Source organism: Natronococcus occultus SP4, assembly GCF_000328685.1.
Lineage (GTDB): Archaea > Halobacteriota > Halobacteria > Halobacteriales > Natrialbaceae > Natronococcus > Natronococcus occultus.
Map to the genome: position 1 here is coordinate 2179677 of NC_019974.1, position 19811 is coordinate 2199487.

Annotated in this window: 21 protein-coding genes; 10 read left to right on the forward strand and 11 right to left on the reverse strand. The window is 53.9% G+C overall.

The features are described from left to right. Positions 1-232: 232 nt before the first annotated feature. Positions 233-508, forward strand: a complete 276-nt coding sequence (locus NATOC_RS10815) for a hypothetical protein (RefSeq protein WP_015321479.1) — start codon at positions 233-235, stop codon at positions 506-508. Then, on the forward strand, positions 501-680 hold the full coding sequence (locus NATOC_RS10820; RefSeq protein ID WP_015321480.1) for a hypothetical protein: 180 nt from the start codon (positions 501-503) through the stop codon (positions 678-680). The genes NATOC_RS10815 and NATOC_RS10820 overlap by 8 nt, the downstream gene beginning before the upstream one ends. Positions 681-729: 49 nt before the next feature. On the opposite strand, the gene NATOC_RS10825 is transcribed toward NATOC_RS10820, so the two are convergent. Further along, positions 730-1113 (reverse strand): DCC1-like thiol-disulfide oxidoreductase family protein, encoded by a 384-nt coding sequence (locus NATOC_RS10825; RefSeq protein WP_049888916.1) that lies wholly within the window; start codon positions 1111-1113, stop codon positions 730-732. Between the two features lie 199 nt (positions 1114-1312). Between NATOC_RS10825 and NATOC_RS10830 the strand changes: the two genes are divergently transcribed. From NATOC_RS10830 to NATOC_RS10850, 6 genes are all read left to right on the forward strand, one after another. After that, positions 1313-2554, forward strand: coding sequence for a hypothetical protein (locus NATOC_RS10830; RefSeq protein WP_015321482.1), 1242 nt, complete (start codon positions 1313-1315; stop codon positions 2552-2554). A gap of 83 nt (positions 2555-2637) precedes the next feature. After that, positions 2638-3927 carry a DegT/DnrJ/EryC1/StrS family aminotransferase gene (locus NATOC_RS10835; protein WP_245549635.1) on the forward strand — a complete coding sequence of 430 codons (1290 nt, stop codon included), beginning with the start codon at positions 2638-2640 and terminating at the stop codon, positions 3925-3927. Positions 3928-4293: 366 nt separating this feature from the next. Then, positions 4294-5178, forward strand: a complete 885-nt coding sequence (locus NATOC_RS10840; protein ID WP_015321485.1) for a CPBP family intramembrane glutamic endopeptidase — start codon at positions 4294-4296, stop codon at positions 5176-5178. A 698-nt stretch (positions 5179-5876) separates the two neighbouring features. Beyond that, positions 5877-6896: a tyrosine-type recombinase/integrase gene (locus tag NATOC_RS23290; protein WP_157224613.1), complete on the forward strand. Its 1020-nt coding sequence runs from the start codon at positions 5877-5879 to the stop codon at positions 6894-6896. Positions 6897-7290: 394 nt separating this feature from the next. Next, positions 7291-8121 (forward strand): YgjP-like metallopeptidase domain-containing protein, encoded by an 831-nt coding sequence (locus NATOC_RS10845; RefSeq protein WP_015321488.1) that lies wholly within the window; start codon positions 7291-7293, stop codon positions 8119-8121. 57 nt (positions 8122-8178) lie between these two features. Further along, positions 8179-9036, forward strand: coding sequence for a hypothetical protein (locus NATOC_RS10850; protein WP_157224614.1), 858 nt, complete (start codon positions 8179-8181; stop codon positions 9034-9036). A gap of 282 nt (positions 9037-9318) precedes the next feature. On the opposite strand, the gene NATOC_RS21850 is transcribed toward NATOC_RS10850, so the two are convergent. From NATOC_RS21850 to NATOC_RS10865, 4 genes are all read right to left on the reverse strand, one after another. Further along, complete coding sequence (locus tag NATOC_RS21850) at positions 9319-9597, reverse strand: hypothetical protein (RefSeq protein WP_157224615.1); 279 nt, start codon at positions 9595-9597, stop codon at positions 9319-9321. Beyond that, positions 9594-10004, reverse strand: coding sequence for a hypothetical protein (locus NATOC_RS21855; protein WP_157224616.1), 411 nt, complete (start codon positions 10002-10004; stop codon positions 9594-9596). Before NATOC_RS21855 ends, NATOC_RS21850 begins: the two co-directional genes overlap by 4 nt. A gap of 157 nt (positions 10005-10161) precedes the next feature. Continuing rightward, the gene (locus NATOC_RS21860; RefSeq protein ID WP_015321490.1) at positions 10162-11544 is read right to left on the reverse strand and encodes a hypothetical protein; all 1383 of its coding nucleotides are present in this window, start codon (positions 11542-11544) and stop codon (positions 10162-10164) included. A gap of 67 nt (positions 11545-11611) precedes the next feature. Continuing rightward, positions 11612-12022 carry a hypothetical protein gene (locus NATOC_RS10865; protein ID WP_157224617.1) on the reverse strand — a complete coding sequence of 137 codons (411 nt, stop codon included), beginning with the start codon at positions 12020-12022 and terminating at the stop codon, positions 11612-11614. A gap of 110 nt (positions 12023-12132) precedes the next feature. Here NATOC_RS10865 and NATOC_RS23295 point away from each other — a divergent pair, with 110 nt between their 5' ends. Then, on the forward strand, positions 12133-12360 hold the full coding sequence (locus tag NATOC_RS23295) for a winged helix-turn-helix transcriptional regulator (RefSeq protein ID WP_083866580.1): 228 nt from the start codon (positions 12133-12135) through the stop codon (positions 12358-12360). Between the two features lie 298 nt (positions 12361-12658). On the opposite strand, the gene NATOC_RS10870 is transcribed toward NATOC_RS23295, so the two are convergent. The 3 genes from NATOC_RS10870 to NATOC_RS10880 all read right to left on the reverse strand — a co-directional run bounded on the left by NATOC_RS10870 (position 12659) and on the right by NATOC_RS10880 (position 17302). Next, positions 12659-13954, reverse strand: a complete 1296-nt coding sequence (locus tag NATOC_RS10870; protein WP_015321492.1) for a DNA-methyltransferase — start codon at positions 13952-13954, stop codon at positions 12659-12661. Between the two features lie 115 nt (positions 13955-14069). After that, positions 14070-15101, reverse strand: a complete 1032-nt coding sequence (locus NATOC_RS10875; RefSeq protein ID WP_015321493.1) for a hypothetical protein — start codon at positions 15099-15101, stop codon at positions 14070-14072. Next, complete coding sequence (locus NATOC_RS10880) at positions 15101-17302, reverse strand: ATP-binding protein (RefSeq protein WP_015321494.1); 2202 nt, start codon at positions 17300-17302, stop codon at positions 15101-15103. Before NATOC_RS10880 ends, NATOC_RS10875 begins: the two co-directional genes overlap by 1 nt. A 431-nt stretch (positions 17303-17733) precedes the next feature. Between NATOC_RS10880 and NATOC_RS21120 the strand changes: the two genes are divergently transcribed. After that, positions 17734-18423, forward strand: coding sequence for a recombinase family protein (locus NATOC_RS21120; protein WP_015321495.1), 690 nt, complete (start codon positions 17734-17736; stop codon positions 18421-18423). Positions 18424-18587: 164 nt separating this feature from the next. Here NATOC_RS21120 and NATOC_RS21865 read toward each other — a convergent pair whose 3' ends face one another. The 3 genes from NATOC_RS21865 to NATOC_RS10890 form a co-directional block, all read right to left on the reverse strand. Beyond that, positions 18588-18992, reverse strand: coding sequence for a hypothetical protein (locus NATOC_RS21865; RefSeq protein WP_157224618.1), 405 nt, complete (start codon positions 18990-18992; stop codon positions 18588-18590). Between the two features lie 7 nt (positions 18993-18999). Continuing rightward, a complete protein-coding gene (locus NATOC_RS21870; protein WP_157224619.1) occupies positions 19000-19236 on the reverse strand; it encodes a hypothetical protein in 237 nt (78 codons plus the stop codon). 226 nt (positions 19237-19462) lie between these two features. Then, a complete protein-coding gene (locus NATOC_RS10890) occupies positions 19463-19645 on the reverse strand; it encodes a hypothetical protein (RefSeq protein WP_049888743.1) in 183 nt (60 codons plus the stop codon). Positions 19646-19811: the final 166 nt, after the last annotated feature.

Below are 19811 nucleotides of genomic sequence, written 5' to 3' on the forward strand. Positions count from 1 at the left end.
GGGCGAGACGGCTCGCTTTTCTGACGGGGGTAGCGCTACCCGCCTCCGGCTCCCCTCGGTCCCGACCGCGTCCTCGGAGCCGGTTTCGGCGCCAGAGTCACAGATTAATGATATATTTGTTCGCGATAGCACGCCCAAAGGGGCCACACGGAGTACGAGCTGATCCGGTAACTACCGGCTAACGTCCGAAAATCACCACATAACAATTAGTGTGACTTCCATCGACGGAAACATGAGCGAGACGATCGTCGTCGGGCTGACTGACGGGCGGGAGATCGAGGTCGACGAGCTAACCGTGCTCGAGCGGACCAACGGGAGCTGGATCCGGTGCGTGCGGACGGAGCCGAGTCGTCGAATGGCGTTCGACGAGACGACGACGTACTACCACCTCGAGAACGACGTCGAGTACGTCGTCGAAGCCGGCCACGAGGACGCCGACCCCCACGAGACGGGTGACCAGCTGCCGGCCCTCACTGGGGTGACCGCGACGGAGGCCGGTGATGATTGAGCTGCCGGCTCCGAGCGTTCTGCTCGTCGGGACCGGTCTCTACCTGATGGCGGTGGCCACGACGCTTCGAGCGCTCCGCGGCGGTCGAAGCGAGGGGACGGGGGAGTCGGAGCCACCGGTCCCGGAAAACGACGTCTCGGCGGAGCGACCAGCGGGTCCGGAGTCCGCCTGAGACGCGGCGCCGGACCGAAGCCGTGGACCGGATCCAAGCGGGCGCGACGCTATTCCGATTCCTCTCGCCGAACTGGCGGCGTCTTCGAGACGAACTGTCCCCAGAAGTCGCGGTTTCCTGCCACCCGACTGTACCCCTGTTCGCGGACGCGCTCGTAGTCCTCGAAGTTCCGGAGGAACTCGACTACCTCCCGTACCGCGCCGACGTCGTCCATCCGGGCGAGCCCTTCCTCGATCGAGGCGCCACAGGAGTAGACCTCGTCGTCGGTCACGAAGTGTGAACAGTCCTCGTACTCCGCGGGCAGTCGCTCGCGTAGCTCGGGAGTCAGGTCGCTAAAGCCGATGATACGGACGTCCGTGCGGTCGTCGAACAGCTCTGCCCACCACGTACAGAACCCGCAGTCGTCGTCGAAGACGAGCGTCGGTTCGGTCATCGTATCGGAAATTTTCGACGTCAGCTCACTTAGCTCCTCGGCCGGGAACACGTCCCACGGGCGATCGGTCGCTCCGAGACGGGACGATTCGTCGGAGACGTCGTCGTCGGCAGGCTCGCTGTCCGCGCCCGTTTGCTGTCGTCATCGCTGACAGTCTTCCAGCCGGAACGCTCTTGACGGCGACGGCCGACTCGAGAGTATGAGCAGTGCGGCCGAATCGCTCGACGAACCCGAGGTGCTGGTCCGCGCGAAGGGACGACTCTTTCCGGACGAGGACGCCCCCGCCTACGCGGTCGCCGACACGCAGTTCGCCCGGGAGGAGTGGCGTCCCGGTCGCGCCGTCGACCCCGCGGTTCGCGAGCGCCTCGCCCCCTTCAACCACGTCCGGATCGGCGGCGGCTACCCCGATCTCGTCGGCGTCGGCCGGCTCGACCGAGAGCTGCTGGCCGTCGAACGGCTCAGCGACGAGCCGCCGCTGGTCGCCGTGGAGGCCAAGGGGGTGGCGAGCGACGGCGTCGACACTCGGCGGGGGATCGTCCAGGCCTACGACCGGCTCGGGGAGGCCAACGCGGCCTACCTCGCTGCCCCCGCACCCGCCGTCTCCGAGACCGATCGCACGCTGGCCCGGGAGCTGAACGTCGGCGTCCTCGGCGTCGAGCGGGACGGGTCGGTGGCGACGCTCGAGGTCCCGCGGGTCGTCGGCGGGCGGACGACGACGGAGGCGACGGCGATCCGGTTCCAGGCGAGCGCGCAGGGCGTCGCCGACAGATCGTTCGGCCTGAACCACCCGAAGAACTACCTGGGGTATCCGATCGCCCACTACGCCGACGGCGACACCGCGACCCTGCTCTCGCGGTACGACGTCGTCGGCGCCGTCGACGACGCCCGGAAGGGCGCCGCGTTCCTGGGCCTGATCGAGGACGCACCGGGCGGGATCGAGCTCACTCCCCTCGGGAAGGAGGTCGTCCGGTTCGCGAAGCGGACCGCTGGATCGGTCGAGGGGGCCCTTGCGACGTTTGCCGACTGGTACCGCTCACGGAAACGGTTCGTCGAGCTGGCGCCCGCGTGGGGGGAGCTCGCCCGTCGGGTCGTGTTCGCGTACCCGGCCACGGAGCTGCTCGTCACCGAACTGCAGGCGCTCCACCGGGACGGGCTCCGGGAGCCGTCGCTCGTCGAGTTCCTTGAGTACCTCCACGAGCTCCACCCCTCCTTCGCCGTGGAGCTGTTCGTCCGCGGCGACGAGGACGTCCGCGGGCGGGCGCTGACGAGCGACGGTGAGCTCCGGCGGACCCCTCTCGAGGACGGCGAGAGCTACCACTCGCCGACGGTGTTCCAGCTGAAGACGATGCTGTACCACGTCGGGATCCTCACCGAGCGGGGTCGCGAGCCCCATCGTCTCGACCCGACCGACGACGTCTGGGCGCTGCGGGAGTCGGTCTGAGCGCCAGGGTGTACGAGAAATCGTCGACTACGGGCGGTTCTGCGGTCCATACTTATTCCCTAGATCGTGACAGCGCTACCCATGTGCACGAACAGGGGCGCCGACGAACGCTGCGGGGGAACCGAATCGATCGATCCGAGGACCCGGAGCGGGACGGAAGCCGACGGAGCGCCCGGTCGATCGGGGGTGGCCCGATGACCGACGAGTATCCGATCGCGACGGGCGGCTCGTTCCCGGGCAAGGAGTGGATCCTGGCAGCGATAGAGCGGATGCTCGACGGCGACGCCGCGCTGACGATGGCAGAGCACTGCCGAGCGTTCGAGCGGGAGGTCGCCGACTCCGTCGGCCGCGAGCACGGGATCACGACCAACTCCTGTACCTCGGCTCTCGAGACGAGCCTGCGGGCCCTCGAGGACCGCGGCGAGGAGGTGATCGTCCCGATCCAGACGTTCGCCGCGAACGCCTCGTCGGTGCTGACCGCGGGCTACGAGCTCCGCTTCGCCGACATCGAGCCCGCGGACCACAACATTTCACTGGAGTCGGTCGCCGACAAGATTAGCGACGACACCGCGGCCGTCGTCGCCGTCCACTTCGCGGGTAACGTCTGCGAGCGAACCGCCGAGCTGCGAGAACTGTGCGAGGCCCACGACGCCGTCCTGATCGAGGACTGCTCGCACGCCCACGGCGCGACGATCGACGGCCGGCCCGCCGGGAGCATCGGCCACCTCGCTTGCTTCTCCTTCTATGCGACGAAAGTCCTGACGACCGGGGAGGGCGGCATGGTCCTGACCGACGACGACACCCTCGCCCGACGGGTGGCTGCCATCCGGAACCGCGGGCTCGATCCCGCGAGCGACGACGCCCGGTTTACGTTCCTCGGGAGCAACTACCGCCTCTCGGAGTTCGCGGCCGTCCTCGGGCGCAGCCAGCTCGAGCACGTCGACGAGTTCGTCGTCCACCGCAACGAGCTCGCCCGGAGCTACGACGATCGGCTCGCGGAACTCACAGCCGACGGGCTCGCCCGTCCGATTGCGCCGCCGTCGAACGTTCGCTCGAGCTACTGGCGCTACCCCGTCGCGCTCGCGAGCGGGCTGGACCGGGAGCGGATCCGGGACCGCCTCGCCGCAGACGGAATCACGATCGACTGGGCCTACGACCCGCCGCTGCACCGCCAGCCGTTCGTCACCGATCGGTACGACACCGACGGGGTCGCCCCAGAGGGGACCGCGGCGATGGGACGGCACATCTGTCTCCCGATCCACCGGGATCTCTCGCCCGAGGACGCGGCGTACGTCGGCGATCGGGTCGTCGAGACGATCCGGGAGGCAGCGCCGTCGGCGACGGTTGGCGCCAAGAGTCTCGACCGTCGGTAACCGCACCCGGGGATCGCGGGATTAGTCCTCGTTCTCCTCGTCGGGCTCCGCGTCGGTCTCGTCCTGGCGTGATTCGTCCTCAGGGATCTCCTCGGTCTTCTCCTCGTCGGTCGTCTCGTCAGTCATGGTATCGGTGCCACGCGACCGACGGTTCTGAACCTTCGCCCGGAGTGCGACGGGGCGTCCTCGAGGACGGATGGTTGGGGTTGCGTCCTCGAAAAGCGCCAGTGAACGGAAGAACGCGCTACGTCGCAGTCCCGGGACGAGGACGACGAGCTGAACGAGACCGGAACGTGTAAATACACTGTCTCAAGTTCCGCAACACCTGATTGATCGTTTTAATGGGAATTCGGTAGTAGGTGGCTCATGATCCGTGATTCCTCCTCGGGACGAATTCGGGCAGGATTGCGGGCCGTACTCCCTGCGGTTGTAACACTCGCGTTGATACTCGTCTGGCAACAGGGAGTCTCCCCGGTAGCGAGAATCGAGACGGATTCGTGGCTGGAGGCGATGAGCGTGATCAGTGTCGACAGTATCGGGTACGTAGTGGCGATTCTCGTTGCGCTGTGGGTGGCTAGTCGGCTTGATAGACGCCAGTATCGCGCCTTCGGCTTAGATGTCACTCGTCGCTGGCTCGGGAATTTTATTGTTGGGGTTGTGATTGGTCTCGGGGCGTTCCTGCTTTCGACATGGTATGCACAGTTCCGGGGAGTGATCGAGATAAGCTCGTTGCTGTCTGAAGTTTCGGTGGGTAGCCTCGAGGTGATGATTGTAACGGGCGTGATCGCATTCGGCGTGTCTTTTCTCATTCAGAACATCTTTGAAGAGATCGTTTACCGAGGGATTATGTTACAGAACTTTGCGGAGGGGCTCGTGGAGCGTGGCTTCTCACCGCTCTGGAGCATCCTGGTTGCAGCCCTCGGCAGTAGCGTGCTGTTCGGGGTGTTTCATATCCCGCTTCGAGGTATCGCTCCGTCGATCGATGCAGCCTTTGTTGGGCTTACGTTTGCGTTGGCGTACGTCCTCACGGGCAACTTGGGTCTCGCAATCGGGGTTCACTTCGGTCGCTTTCCGATCGAATTGCTGGTGGTTGGTGCTGCAGATCCCCTCGGGTTGTCTGCAGTGATTGAATTCACAGCCGCGGCACCAGATGTGGAACTTGTCCGTATGGGGCTTACTACGATAGCGATTCTCACGTGGGTGTACTTCGTCTACGGGGAGATTTCGATCGACAAAACTGTTTATCAGTAACCCGTTAGGCTCTGCCGTAGAATCCTTCCCACGGCCTTCAAAATGCAGCCCTTATACGAAAAGTATCATTTTGAGAGTTGCATAATACTGCTGTGCCACTGAATGTGCTAGTCAGTACCACAATAATGCTATCGGAATGTTTGGTTGTACGGAAGTATAAGACAGAGTCGACCTACAAGAGAGAACAGAACTGTCCCGCACCTAGTCCGTTATGGAACGGAATCAAATCATCAAAAGTGAGAACGCGTCCTATATACGCCGTCTGACGGATGTGGGTCGTTCCCTAACGGAACGAGCGCTCGGAAGGAGAATATCAAAAGAACGGTAAAAAGATTACCGTCATCTGTTGATTTTACCCGATGTACGCTTATAAAGCGGGCGCGACGGGAGTGAGCGAACGCACCGCGTTCGCGAGCTACGTCGCGCTCGCGAGACGAGTGAAACGAGCCGAGCGGGCGCGACGGGATTATGAACCACGGTTGGAGCAAAGCTCCTCCCTGATTCAAATCCCGTTTCCCGTCGCTGCCGCTCGCGAATTTGCTCGCGGCAGAACGACGGGCGCGACGGGATTTGAACCCGCGACATCAGGGTGAAAATAATACCGTGACGCCCTGTACCGTCGGAAAACGGGACACCAGACCCGTCCGATGCGGGTAACGGGAACCCCCTCTGCCGTGTCACGAGGAGCGATTCCAAAAATGGCACGAAACAGCGAACGTGAATACGAACACATCACACCCAGCGAAGCGTTAGAACTGTATCTCGAAGAGAAAGGACAGGAGTGTTCACCTGCAACGATCCGTAGCCATCGAAGCCGCCTGTCGCACTTCATTGACTGGTTCCAGCAGGAGACAGACTACACCCACGTTCACGAACTGGGTGGACTGGACATCCGACGATTCCGCAGTTGGCGGTTCACTGACCACAGTAACGACACGATCGCAACACAACTGGACACCCTACGCGTGTTCTGCAAATTCCTCAGGAACATCGACGCAATCGAACCAACGCTACCCGAGAAAGTAGAGTCACCAAACCGAGGAGGGCAGCGTAGCAACGAGATTACCGCAGAACGAGCGAAAAACATCCTCACCCACTTGGATCGATACCAGTACGCGTCCCTACAACATACCCTCACGCACTTGTTGTGGTGGTCTATGTGCAGGGTTGGGGCAGTTCACAGTATTGACCTCGATGATCTTGACCTCGAAGACGGCTACATCACGTTGGAACACCGACCGGAGACGGGTACTTCGTTGAAGAACCAGGGGGAGTCGGAGCGTACTATCAGTATCAACCGTGAAACGTGCCAAATCCTACGCGACTACATCGATCAGACACGCCCCGAAGTGACGGATGATTACGACCGCGAACCATTACTCGCCAGCAAGTACGGCAGATATCATAGGAATACTCTGCGCAATCACGTGTACGCAGTTACTCGGCCGTGTCTTGTTCGGAACTGTCCTCACGAGGAAGATCCAGAGACTTGCGAGGCTGCTCAGACCAACAATGATGCGTGTAAATGCGACTCCTCTGAAAGCACTCACGCAATCAGACGAGGGAGTATCAGTTGGCATCTTCGAGAGGAAACGGGGAAGCAAACAGTGTCGGATAGGGCGGATGTTTCCCCATCCGTGATTGACGAACACTACTCAACACTATCTGACACCGAGAAGGCTGACGTAAGGCGAGAGCAATTACCAGACTCGCTATAACTACTCTTTCGTGTTCCTTCTCGACAAGACACAGATATATTCCACGCCCTAGTTGTGGAATTAACCCCTTTATCCAGTGTTTTCTTGTCCTTCAAGGTCTGAAGTGCCGAAAATCGAAAAAAGCACAGAGTTTAAACATAATGTCCACACATCCTATCAATAGACGTCAACAGACGCGAAATGTCGACGTCCAAAGACAGGCAAAAAGCCATACACGGCCGAGACGAGCGATGAAATATCAGTAGTTAGGTATGAGACTGCGTAGATGAATCAACCGCCGAATAGCAGCCGCTATCGAAAACACAAAGAATGAACAACAAGACTGTGTGCGAATCGAATATCGAGTTGTACAGCCTAAAAATTAACGACCGAATCAAAACCGGGGTGGTCAGCGATGAGTGACGTAGACCCGCGACTCCGCGTCTTCGTCGACCTGTTCAACCTCGCCTACCCCGACTGGAACCCGCCGACAGGGTCTAACCTGAAACCCGAACACGTTGACTTCCACGACAATCTGACGTCCGTCAACGGAAGCCTCGGTGTGACGAGTAATGGAGAAGTGATTTACCGGGTGAACACTGGAAAGTGGAGGAGTTGGGACGTAAACCGACGTCTCAAGTTGGTTATCCACGAACTCGGGCACGTTAAGCATCAGAACCACTCGCCCGACTTCTGGAACCGAGTCGTCGAAATCTACCACACCTTCCACGAACACAAAGACGAGGTGGACGACATCATTGCCGGTGACATCGACTGGTCGGAAGTTCGCGAACACCTCGTAAACAACCCGACTAACCGTATGGTGGATAACCGGGTTGAAACTGCCTACGAGCGCCAGTTGAAATTGGCAGATGAACTTGGATATCCGGAAGACGATATTCCGCCGTTCGACGAGATGGAGATCCTTCGCGTTCGTCGTGATTCGCCGGATGAGACCTTCGTCGAACCGAAGAATCTTGTGTGGGAGAGACACGACATTGACGATCTTGTTACTTACTTCCGGTCGCCTAACCGCGAAGGGATCAGGTACAATAACGGTTCGTACCGTGTTGATCCGCCGAAAGGTGTGGAAGTTGAACCCGGGCACATTCAGGTCGTGGAGGGACACAAGCGGGCGGAGATTCTCTTCCACACGCACCTCAAGCAGAGTTTCCGGTCGAGGGTGTTGGTTCGGTTGGTTGATGATGAGGATGTGGGTGGTGATGCGGCTGTCGCTGACGACTAACTAACCCACTCCATCCCCGGCGTAACAACTATCACATTACTGGATAAACCAACACCAGTGATCGAAGCAGTGTTGGAGTGGCTAACCAGCGTTCCAGTGGCTATCTGGGGCAGCATCATCGCAGGCACAATGACACTGATTGGTGTTCTTCTTGGCCAATACCTGCTGGAACGTCGTCGGGAGCGTCAAAAAGAAGAGGAATTGGAAGCGTTCCGTGACGCGTTAATCGTTGAGCTGCGGGCGTACGACGATGTTCTGAAAGAGTTGTTGTACGCAAAGTACGATATGGATAAATTCAGAGAGGAAAAATACGCACTAACCGACGAGCAATACTCAGAAGTCTTTGAGTCAGATCCGCACGCCAGGCTGACAATGTACGTTTCTACAGGTAATAGTCGATCGTTTTCTGACGAAATATTCAGATCGAATGCAGACAAAATAGGTGAATTAGATACGAAGACTGCTCGGATCGTGTTGCAAGCATATGATCAGATGAGACAGCTGGATAGTGCATTGGAAAATCTCTCCGACTCCATTACCTTTGAAGAGTTGATGCTGATCGATTCAGACGTGGATTGGGAGTCTGGTGCTGGGCTAGATCCGGAGGTGATTCATCGTCGAGTAGAAGTTGAGGGGCAAATAACTCCTGCCATTCTTTCTCAAAAGTATGCGATTGGGGTCTTGGATGAGGATGAGATTACGAAAGATGATAGAGAGCTTGTCGTATTTGCGCATCAGCATAGTGATCCAAAGTCAGAGCAACAGGCAGAAACGAAGCAGTTCCTTGAATCGTATATGGATGAATACGATCTGTCTTCACCAGCAGAGACCGTTGAACACAATCACGGTGCGAAGGAAACTGAATCGCGGAGTGTTATAGAACGTTTCCGTTCAAAGTTTAGTTGGAGCGATTGATGCGATATCCTTCACGGTGATACTCTTCAACTCCACTGCCACCGTCGGGTAGTACAGGCTTCACGCCCTCGTATTCCCGGCGACTTAACTCGAACCGGAGTGTGTGGTCTGGCTTCACTACTTGCCGTCCACTACTATTGCAGGACTTGCATCGGTAGGTTTCCACGGCCGCGTATCCCTGGGGTGTGCGGGCGCGTGCAGTCCACCAGACTGGGCTGCTACACGACTTGCATCTCAGGAATTGGTGTTTCCGGGCGCCTCGGATGGGTTCGTTTAGTGCTTTCATTCCTGATCACCGGTCAGTTCAACCGAACCGTCACGGTGAACCAGAAGCTCGATGAATAGCTCATACTCGTCAGAGAAATCCTCTCTGAGTCTCCCTTCCTCAACCCCGGTTGTCTCAGATACCAGTCGTCGGATGTCGGGCCGTGGAGCGTAATGGACTCTGATCGGCCAGTCAACATCCTCCACAGTCTTCTCGTTCCATTCTTCGCCACAGCCAGGGCAGTAGAACGGTTGTCTGTAATCTCCGTAACCCCAACCGCAGTTAGCGCACTTCATTGCTGATCACCCTCGTCTTCGAGGCGGCGTGCTGCTGGTAGGATCCACGAAGGCGTTTCAACAGGCTCAGCATCTAATTCGACGTCGAACGTTTCGCGGAGTTCAGTGTGACCTTCGATGATTGTACTGTCAGGGCGTTCAACGACTTCTTTGACGCGATCAGTACCCCAGTCCACGCTAGTGACAAATCCAAAGTCGTCGTACCTTTCTGGCAGTCGTACTGCCATTATCACCTTACCTTCACGTGTGTAAACTTCAAAGTCAACATCGTCAGTGCCTTCCGGCGTGTCTATCCCAACCGTGATATCTGCGTCTAATTCACCCAGGAATACTGGCAGTGCAGTGTCCACTGGATTTCCTATTGTTGTGTGTAGTTCGTTTCGTAGTTCGTCGATTTCTCGTTTCATATTTCGTTCAATCTTGTCTTGTTGGTTTTGTGTCGTTTCTCTCGTCAATCACCTCGTTTTGGCTTCCTGTGTCGTCGAAGGGCGTGCCAAAGGGAGTCGAACCCTGCACCCCGCTATGGGGTGGCCAACACACGCTAACTGTTTTGACAAACGGTTCTCAGTGACAGTGCGTTCTATTCCGTTCAACGTCTCCCTCCGGGGTAGCGTAGTACGTCACGTGATCAATGTCGCACTCAGCTGCACTACCATCACACATCGTAGTTTCTGTCACGATCTCCAGCCGTTCACCCGTCTGCTCAGCCTGCTCGAACGCTTCCAACACTTCGTCTGCCGTTGCACCACCAACAGAGCGTACACCAGGGTACTGCTCGCACACTTCGCTCCAACGCTCTGCCTCCCGATCCTCAGCTTCCTTCTCCTCGACTCGTTCCGCGACTCGCTCTTCCAGTTCCTCAGCAGTGAACACATCACCTTCAGAGAACCCGTCTTCATCGCTTACGTCGGGATATCCATCTGCAGCTCCGTACTCATCAATCAATGAATCGATGAGTCGTTCTTCGCTATGCGTCAGGTACACGTCCATTTTGTTCGCCTTCAACACGGGGTTTTCGTGGTGGTATTTGGTACGCCATCCGGTAGTGTACTCGTGTTTTTCGACGCGCATACACAGTGGTTGGTTTTCTACCCATTCAGCTGCTGACTCTTTCCATTCGTCGTACTCGTCGGAAATAGACTGTACGCGTCTGTAAACGTCATCTGGGATTTTGATGCACGCTACTTGACGTTCACCGTCTATGGGGACTGTGTCGCACGTTTCGAGTATCTTCCCGTACTCGTCGTCGTCTTTGAGTTTTACCCTGTTAGCGAACTCGTGTTTTCCAGTAGACGTTACTCTGATCCTGTTTCCGTGGTGTTCGATGTCTACTGTGTACCCGTCTTTTTCGACTGTCAGTTCTACCGTTTCTGGTGGTTCTTCGGGGTAGTCGTCTGCAGTAACGCTCTCAAACTCGGGTTCTTCTCCTCCGTCAGTCATCACAACAGTTTCAGCAGATCCTGATTCAGCGTCCACAGATGGTACTTCGCTGATCTGCACAATACGGCCGTCGCACATCTTCACACTGTCACGCAGTTCTCCATCATCATCGAGGAGTTGGCTGGCGTAGACTGTGATGCCGTCTACTTCGTACGTTTCATCGTTTGCGACTGCTTCACGTGCTTCATTTTCGGAGACTTCGATTACTCGTGCGTTCTCTTCCCCACCATCTTCTTCTTCTTCGTCGAAGGAGACTTCGAGTTCCTCAACGAGTTCCCGTACTTCAATGGGAGATGCTGCGGGCGTTGTGATGTCGCCGTCACGGGTTACGTCGCACGTCCAGGTGTGGGTGTGTGTGATTTCGTGTTCTTCGTTGTTCCAGCTGTCGTATTCTCGTACGTTTTCTCGCACTTCGATGGTTACGGTGTTGTTCGCGATCGTCACTTCAGCGACTTCTAGGTCTTCAGTTAGGGCGGCAAGGTCGATGTCGTTATTGTTTGCTGACATCAATAATTAGTAAGATAGGGTTTTACTTAAACCCCTCGCTAAACAAGGTTGTTTGAGTGAGGGTGTGTTAATTCACACCAACTTCATCCAACAACCCATCCACAACATCATCCGCAACCTGCTCAAAATCACCCTCTGCAACCATCACATCGATCACATCCCTGGGGTCTCTATCATTTTCAGCCATCTCAAACTTCACGTACGGGATTAATTCGAATACGAGATTATCAACACTGATCTCCCCCGATTTATCAACGAACGTGAAATTATCGTGTTCGTAATTAGTACACCATACCACGTACTCTTCCCCGGAATCGTACACGATGAGGTATGGTCGGTAATGGGGTTGATGGAACCCTGGCCGATCTCCGACTGCTATCGTCAACAGGTTCGTTAGACCCGACTCGTCTCCTTGCATTATTTGTTTAGCTATTCTCGCTTGTCGTTCAGATTTTTCATCGTTGGTGTTTTCTGGCACCACAATTGGTTAGACCAGGGTAGAATAAAAACCCATTGACTGCCAAGGTTAACTATGTAATGTTTAGTTGAGAAGGGCTTAAGTCTCGTGCGTACGTACAATAAAATACAGTGATAGAGACAGAAATACACCTTACCCGAACTGACGAAAAAATAATCACCGAAATACGATCGAACGGCCGTGCAACAGTATCACTAATCGCAGATATCATCGACAGGCACGATCAACACGTACGCGAACGTGTGCAGCGGTTGGAAGAGCACGGTGTGCTGGTTAATGTTGCACCATATCTGTATGACACGCCAGAGCAAGCGCAAGAGTATCTGCCGGAGGAATAACACCAACACTACGTATGACAGACGAAACAGAATCAGAATCTGAATGGGTAGTGTCAATAGAGGATATGATCGCTGGCGACTACCACACGTTGGACGACGCTGATGAGGAACTAGAATCGCTGTAAGGGAAGTGGGGCCGCAAACTGCAACTGCACTGCACTGTGAACCGATGAGTCAATCGTGATGTGGTCTTTTTCCAGTGCGTGCCTTGTCACCTCACAATCACTAATAGTACGAGATGTTACTTGAATGCCGGCACGGAAGGCTGCACGGTTCAAACCGTTGGAAGACCTTCTCGTTAGTTTGTACTCGTCCCAGCTGCCTCCTCTTGCGGTTCTACAGATGCCTCATCCAGTTGTTGTTGTTCATCATCATTCGCTACAGCGTTTTGCTCAATGGTATCCCACGACATAAACCGGTAGCGAGACGTATCGACGTAGTCAGAATTGAATTCAAAAGCAAGCCATTTCCGTCCCATCTGCTGAGCTACCTGTCCTGTAGTGTTACTCCCGGAGAAAATATCAAGCACAACATCACCAGGTTCAGTTACGAAGTCGATGAAGAACTCTGGGAATTCTCTCGGGAAGCGAGCAGGATGGATATCATCCTCCCGGTCGTGTAGTTTACAAGCCTTCAAATACTTTGTATTCGATCGAGTGTTGGGTATTTCCCGCACCTCGTCCTCTAAGTAGGGATTGACGGCGACTTCAGCCAGCTCCTCAACGAGGTCATTTTCAATAGCAACTTTCATCAGTTCTCGTGGAACCTCTACGTTCTCTAGATTATAATACATATCTTCTGACATCCCGGCTTCTTTCAACACATCCCAGAAATTTGGCCTAATGGCGCCATCTTTCTTTTCCGGATCGTCGAACTTATCGCTGATATCGTGTTCACTCGGGCGTAGTCGAGATTTATACCCGTTTTCCATTAGACTCTTTTGCGAATCAGAGTAGGGCTTCAACACGTTTCGATTGTCTGGCTTCTCTCGGCCTTCGCCTTTCGTGAACCACCAAACGTGGTCTACCGCGTCTTTAAGTCGGATACGTTCAATGGTAACCCACTGTGCAGGAGTTGGGAGTTTGGCTGGGTTATACCAGTAGAGATCCTGTGCGAGGTTGAATTTGCTGTCCCACTTAGTGGCCATCTTTCCATCTTCGTCAGCAAGTTCGAGTAGAAGTTTGAAATGATAGAGCGATCGAACTGGCTTCCCTTTCTCCCATCCACCACCAATATCGACGACAAAGCTCCCCTCATCGTCAAGAACACGATAGACTTCTTTAGCGAACTCGAGGAACCATTCGTTATAGTCTTCAGGATCCTCGTTCCCGTACTGCTTCTTGTTTCGCAACCCGAACGGAGGGGACGTGACGACGAGATCAACACTTTCATCTGGGAGTTCATCAAGAAGTTCTCGACTATCACCACAGTAGGACGCCCCCTGGACGGGCCTGTTGGGTTCGGGATAGGCGGTATCTTCGCGAACAAGGTCTCCCTCTACACCAGCTACGGTGATGTATTCTGGATCGACCGACATCAGGTCAGTTACATCCCTTGGCTCTTTACCATCCAGGATTTTGTATATCGCGTCCATCGAAGCCCCATCGTTAGAGTTCATCTTAGATATGGAATCGATGCAGCTCTCGCTACTTAAATGATAAGCAATGAGTTTGCAGTGGCCAACTATGTGGGATTATCCGGAAGAAAAGTCAAGCGGTGGGTTTTGTCGGCCCATTAAGGAACTCGCCAGGTGGAATGGTAGGTATGTACACACCTCTCTTCGAGCCGCGGTCAAGAATTCCCAGTTCTACCATCCGGCTCAACACCCCCGCGATGTGTGAACGAACACGTTCCTCAGACGCATCTTCATCGAGTTCACCCTCTTCTTTAAGATACTCTCCGAACTCATCCAACCAGTTTGTATATGTCTTGTTTCCATCATCTGGCAGAGTGGAGTAGACGAATTCCATCAAACGGTACTCTGCGGGAAGTTCTGATTCGATATGAGTGACAAGGAACTCACGTTCTTCTCGGCTAAGTGAGGGTGAATCTGGGCCGTTTCCTAGTAGAGGATTTTCATACTGAAGCAGCTCCTTCCCCGCCGGCGTGAGTTGCATTAGACACTTCTCCTCGTCGATCGGTTCGTACGCGATGAATCCAAGCGAGTGAGGGAACGACTTCGGAGCCAAGTCCCGCTTGCGGATCTTCCCTACAAAATGATCGAGGTAGCGTTTCTCACTGTACTCTGGATTCTTAACGTCCTTCTTGGGAAGACCGGTTGATTTCCGGTTCTTCTTCTTTACGTTGTTAGTTTCTTCCCAGTCAACAATAGCGTCTCTAAGCGGTTCGATCTTTTCAACGATATGATCGCGGAATTCGTCGAGAACAGCAGGCTCACCCGTCTCGGCAGTTACCTCAGCGAGTTCGACCAAGACAGGGAACAGGGGAAAGAACCGGTAGTATTGCTGAAACAGTAGTTCGTTCTCCCTATTCATTTCGTGAGGTGAGCTAACTGGCGGATTATCCGGGATAGAGTATCCCCACGCGTATCCTCCGTCAGATTTTTTGTTGGTTTGTACATCTGGTGAAGGAGATGTTTGCTCCTCATCTGCTCTCTCAATATTGAGCTGGTTCTGTACGGCGACTCGGATGAACTGATCGACATCTCGGTATTTTCCGTCTCTGACTACCTCTTCGATGCGATCATACGTATCCGGGTCGATATCCGAGAATACTCTCATTACATTACCTCAGGGGTCATCCCGTCCACTATTTGCCTCATTAGTACTTTGGCGACGCGGTTCTGTTCTTGTTTCACGTATGTTTCGTCGATATCGGCATCCACTTCTTGAGCTTCGGTCTCTCGCATCACCTCATAGTACGCCATATAACCGGTGTACTCGCTTTTGCGTTGTCTGGCGGTGTCCTCAGTGGGGATATCTTCAAGAACCGGCTCAATGTTTTCGTTGAACATAGAGACGTATACTCGTCCTGTATCTCCTTCATCGGGATGGAACTCAACAACGTCTGTTTCGTCCCATCCGAGAGAATTGTTATTCTCTGTTACCTGTGTGATTTCCGGGGATTGGAGTTCACCAGCTCCGCCGGTTGACGTGGTTTTTGGTGGTTCAACGATCTCGAGATCTCGTTCGTCCTCGAACCGTCCGTCTTCCCATTCGACGACAGCAGTAATCACTCCAGACTCACCAATCTCTGCGTTTTCGTCTACCTTCGCGTAGATGTATTTCCGCCCGTCCTCTAACGTTGTTTCTCGGTTATAGGTGAGACCATCGACATCACTCAAATCGAGAGTGATTTCACCTCGTTCGAGTTCTTCGAACTTCCAGTCCGCATCAACTTCGATCTTTACTCGAACTGTACGACCTTGCTTGGCTGGGATCGGAGTCTGTTTATTGATGATTTTGACGTAGGTGGGATAATCGTGCAGCTCCTCGGGGCCTTCATCCTCTTCACCATCTCCACCCTCATAGACTGGTTCCTCTTCTTCCTCGTCACCTCCTTCTGCTGGTGCTTCTTCCTCGTCACCTTCCTTTGGATTTTGTAGCAGATCCGCGAGCAAATCTTTCGCTCGTTCCTCCTGCTCCGAGGAAGTCTCGCGGATGGCTTTATGCTTGTAGTTTTCGTTCAGGGCATCGAGTTGGTCGTCTTCTGCTAACGCCTCGATTACCTTCCGACGGATCACGCGCCCCTGATCACTGTCGGCCATACTCTCCCTGTCTGATGTGAACGCACGTTTTCCGGAGTGTGATAGATCTTCGCAGTTTACTTCGACAATGATCCTATCTTTGAGGAAGTTGAACCCAGTACCGTCCTTGAAGTATCGTTTAGTCTCCGTATGATGCCGCTGACCATCTAATGTGAACACAATGGGTTCAGTCGGATCAGCGAACTGCTCGACTGCACTTCGATCATTCAGCACCCAATATTTGATGCGAAGCGCACCATATTCACCGAGATCAACTCGACGGAAATCTCGAGATTTATCAACGTATTTAGAAGGTTTATCGAGTCGGTATCGACTCCCCACGACAGTTCGGCGTTTCGGCTTGTCATTATAGCCCTTGAAACGCTCGACTCGACGATCTTCAAGCATAAATGGGAAGATCGAACCGAACATCGTTCGGTGAAGCACTGTGTAGAGATTGCCAGCGCCAGCGGACAGACTGTTCTTAAAATTGGTTGCGTCGTACTCGATAAGACGAACGATTGAACCGCTCAAGTCGTCGACTTCAGATTCGGGAATGGAGGGGATATCTCCGTTGGGAAGGACGCAGTACTCATAAACACCTAAACTGTACTCCTCGTCGCCACTGGTTCGCTCATTGTACCGAACAATTGACCAGCCAACATCTCCTCCGTCACAATGCCGTGAGATGATAATGGCGTATTCGCAGAACGCGAAAGTCGATGATCCACCCTGTCCATATTTCCCGATCAAGTAGGGCTTCGTCAGTTTGGTGTTTCGGTCTAGGCTGAGGAAAGTGTCCTCGAAGTCTTGTGGTTGTTGACCAATCCCTTGGTCTGAAATCTCGATAACCGGCCTGTTTGGCTTACTGTTTTCCTCAATTGCGACGTTGATATTGGAATCTGCAGTGTCCTTTACCCAATGCGGGGACATATCATTGTAACCAGCCTTCGAGAGGCCGAATACCTCTGTGACTGCTTCCCGAGGGGACGAAGCAGAGTCCACTTTGTTTTCGTGGACGGCTCGTTCGAGACAGGCGTCGATGGCATTGGTGACCCGCTCATTTAGCGCGTTGGCGGGGTCTTTTACCATATGCACGGAGTTTTCGTTGGTATCCCGTCCTCCGAGGTGTTTCCATTCGAGATCGTGTTGCTCGAGAAAATCCTCGACTTGCTCTGAGGTCTTGAGTGACTTTAGCTCGTTAAGCAGACCGACGTTGAGTTTCGCCTGTCTCATTTGTCTTACGGAACCAATATAGTGTGGAGGGTACTTCAAACTTATGCTTATACAAGCGGTTTGCTTACCGAGGCAAACAAAGCAAAGGCACACAACCCCGTTCGCAGCATTAAGCTAATGCGGGAAATATTAAGGCAACGGGATAGTGGCTTGAGAAGTGCTGTACAGCTAATTATTCGACAAAAGAAATCCTCTATAACAGTGATTTTCACCAAGACTATACCCCGTCAAGCACAAGACCAACTGACGACTCTTCTACATTTCAACGGATCATTCTGAAAGTAAGCACGATGGCTGCTTAATCACCCCCTGATGATGAGCACATAAATCCGACCAGAAACAAGTAACATCTGTGATGGGTCAGAACCATACGGTTCTCGTCAGACTGGCGAAAACAGTTGCTCTTTAAATCCCCTCCGGGGGTGGTCACAATGACAACAGGAACAACCGCAATCTACGTACGCGTTTCCACACAGAAACAAGAACTCGAAATCCAAAAACAAAACTGCTGGGACTACTGCATCGAGGATCTCAACGTCGAACCTAGTGACATCGAAGTCTACGAAGACAAAGCCACAGGTGCCAACCTCAAACGAGATGGATACGATGAACTGATGCAAGACGCCGAGAACGGAGAAGTCTCCCGAGTCGTTGTACGAGAGGTTAGCCGCTTCGCCCGCAATATGCGAGACCTCAACCGAACCATCGGACGTTTGTGCGACGACAACAATGCAGCCGTTCACGTACTCGACAGTGGACTCCAGATCAACGAAGGAGAAGAACAAGACGGATTGTTCGACGACCGGCTCGTAATGCAAATCCTCGGTATCGCAGCCGAACTCGAACACAAGCTGACGAAGGAACGCACAAAAGCGGGACTGCAAGCAGCGAAAGAAGCAGGCAAGCACACCGGGCGTCCTCCTTATGGGTTCGAGACCGACAATGAGGGATATCTAGTTCCAGACGAAGACTACGATACGGCTCGTGCTGTTATCGATTTGGTTGAGGAAGATGGCGAAAGTATTCGAGCTGCCAGCAGGCATACTGGTGTCGCCAGATCGACTATCCGAAACATCATCAAGCGGAAGGATATGTACTTGGACGGGATTGACTTAGACTGAACCTGTCCCCGAAGTTCACAAGTGGTACAGTACTTCCAGTTTCTACAAGCAAAAATATGAGTGGTGATCGACGCGTGACGATGAATTCGCGCCTGTGTTCGGGGGGAACCAGGACACCCCTCACATCGAATTAACCCTTCGAAAAACGAAGCCAATACACTAACTCAATCATCCAATCCAAGAGAAGATTCAACGTCTTCCCTCATCTCGTGATTCGTCATTGGATCACCCTCCTCAACAGAGTTGGAGAGACCTATCAAGTTCCTTTTAGCCGTTTTAGCATCCTCTCTTGAAGGAACTATTCCGATATCAGCAAAGGAATCATACTTCGGGATATCATCCACAGCAGATTTCAAATCGGATGCATCATCACGAAGATCACTCTCCGCATCATCGATACGGCCTTGATCAGCTGAACCAGGGTTGGAGATCACATTCCCGTATTTCACGAGGTCTTTCGAGATGTTCTTTCGAACCGATCTAAATTCCTGAATTGGATCAATCACTATCTTCTTACAACCGTATAGGATTAATCCACCTGCAACTACCAGAAAAGATTCTATCAGCATAAGTAGTCTATTCTACTCGTCGAAGCAGTCTACTTGCTGGGTACTGCCACGCTACACTCCGCTCACTGATCTCCCATTTTCGGATTTTGCCGTTCTCATCTAGTTCTTCTAGCCGACGGTGAGCGGCTTGTCGAGTGCAACCGACGTACTCGGCAATTTCCTCAGTGCCCATCACAATAGCACTGTCCTCTGAGGATCGTTTCTCAAATGCTTCAATGAATTTCTCATCTGGGATTCGTTTCATAGTACGTACTATCACTCTTCGAACTTAAGTATTGTGCTAATCGGAACAGTGCTAACCGGAACAAAACCGTGTGCATCATTGTGGATCGTTTTGAGGATTCACTCAGCGAGAAAACTGGACGAGAACTCGGCTGCTACTCGTACCCCGTACAACCCATTGACGGGGATAACCCGCTCGGGGTGGGTTTCCGTCATTTTTCGATCTCATCCCTCACGAGTAGATCGGTCTATTTGTCCTCGAGTTGCTGGACAGCATCTCCGGGGTCAAGCCTGTGCCAGCGAGAAAGTTCGACGGCGAGCTGCCAAGCCCGAGACGCGTTCCCCGGTTCCGTTTCCTCAAACTCGTACGAGTATCGTGCGAGCGCGATTACGACGAGCAGGTCATCCTGCGCGTGTTCAGTTGGAAGCATACCGGGGGTTGGCCTCGCTTTCGTACTTAAACCTAACAGTAGTTGGTAGTACGATTTCGGTATTCAGCTCAAGTTGCGAATCTGAGTTGGCCGATTCGTTACCTACAGATGCGAACTGACTGCCTAGCTTTCTCTCAGGTTCATGTGATGTTCTGAACGCGAGTAA

What these genes read in the sequence shown, in the direction of transcription:
- NATOC_RS10815 (WP_015321479.1), top strand. Translation starts at nt 233, where the DNA reads ATGAGCGAGACGATCGTCGTCGGGCTGACTGACGGGCGGGAGATCGAG.
- NATOC_RS10820 (WP_015321480.1), top strand. Translation starts at nt 501, where the DNA reads ATGATTGAGCTGCCGGCTCCGAGCGTTCTGCTCGTCGGGACCGGTCTC.
- NATOC_RS10825 (WP_049888916.1), bottom strand. Translation starts at nt 1,113, where the DNA reads ATGACCGAACCGACGCTCGTCTTCGACGACGACTGCGGGTTCTGTACG.
- NATOC_RS10830 (WP_015321482.1), top strand. Translation starts at nt 1,313, where the DNA reads ATGAGCAGTGCGGCCGAATCGCTCGACGAACCCGAGGTGCTGGTCCGC.
- NATOC_RS10840 (WP_015321485.1), top strand. Translation starts at nt 4,294, where the DNA reads ATGATCCGTGATTCCTCCTCGGGACGAATTCGGGCAGGATTGCGGGCC.
- NATOC_RS23290 (WP_157224613.1), top strand. Translation starts at nt 5,877, where the DNA reads ATGGCACGAAACAGCGAACGTGAATACGAACACATCACACCCAGCGAA.
- NATOC_RS10845 (WP_015321488.1), top strand. Translation starts at nt 7,291, where the DNA reads ATGAGTGACGTAGACCCGCGACTCCGCGTCTTCGTCGACCTGTTCAAC.
- NATOC_RS21850 (WP_157224615.1), bottom strand. Translation starts at nt 9,597, where the DNA reads ATGAAGTGCGCTAACTGCGGTTGGGGTTACGGAGATTACAGACAACCG.
- NATOC_RS21855 (WP_157224616.1), bottom strand. Translation starts at nt 10,004, where the DNA reads ATGAAACGAGAAATCGACGAACTACGAAACGAACTACACACAACAATA.
- NATOC_RS21860 (WP_015321490.1), bottom strand. Translation starts at nt 11,544, where the DNA reads ATGTCAGCAAACAATAACGACATCGACCTTGCCGCCCTAACTGAAGAC.
- NATOC_RS10870 (WP_015321492.1), bottom strand. Translation starts at nt 13,954, where the DNA reads ATGGACGCGATATACAAAATCCTGGATGGTAAAGAGCCAAGGGATGTA.
- NATOC_RS10875 (WP_015321493.1), bottom strand. Translation starts at nt 15,101, where the DNA reads ATGAGAGTATTCTCGGATATCGACCCGGATACGTATGATCGCATCGAA.
- NATOC_RS10880 (WP_015321494.1), bottom strand. Translation starts at nt 17,302, where the DNA reads ATGAGACAGGCGAAACTCAACGTCGGTCTGCTTAACGAGCTAAAGTCA.
- NATOC_RS21120 (WP_015321495.1), top strand. Translation starts at nt 17,734, where the DNA reads ATGACAACAGGAACAACCGCAATCTACGTACGCGTTTCCACACAGAAA.
- NATOC_RS21865 (WP_157224618.1), bottom strand. Translation starts at nt 18,992, where the DNA reads ATGCTGATAGAATCTTTTCTGGTAGTTGCAGGTGGATTAATCCTATAC.
- NATOC_RS21870 (WP_157224619.1), bottom strand. Translation starts at nt 19,236, where the DNA reads ATGAAACGAATCCCAGATGAGAAATTCATTGAAGCATTTGAGAAACGA.
- NATOC_RS10890 (WP_049888743.1), bottom strand. Translation starts at nt 19,645, where the DNA reads ATGCTTCCAACTGAACACGCGCAGGATGACCTGCTCGTCGTAATCGCG.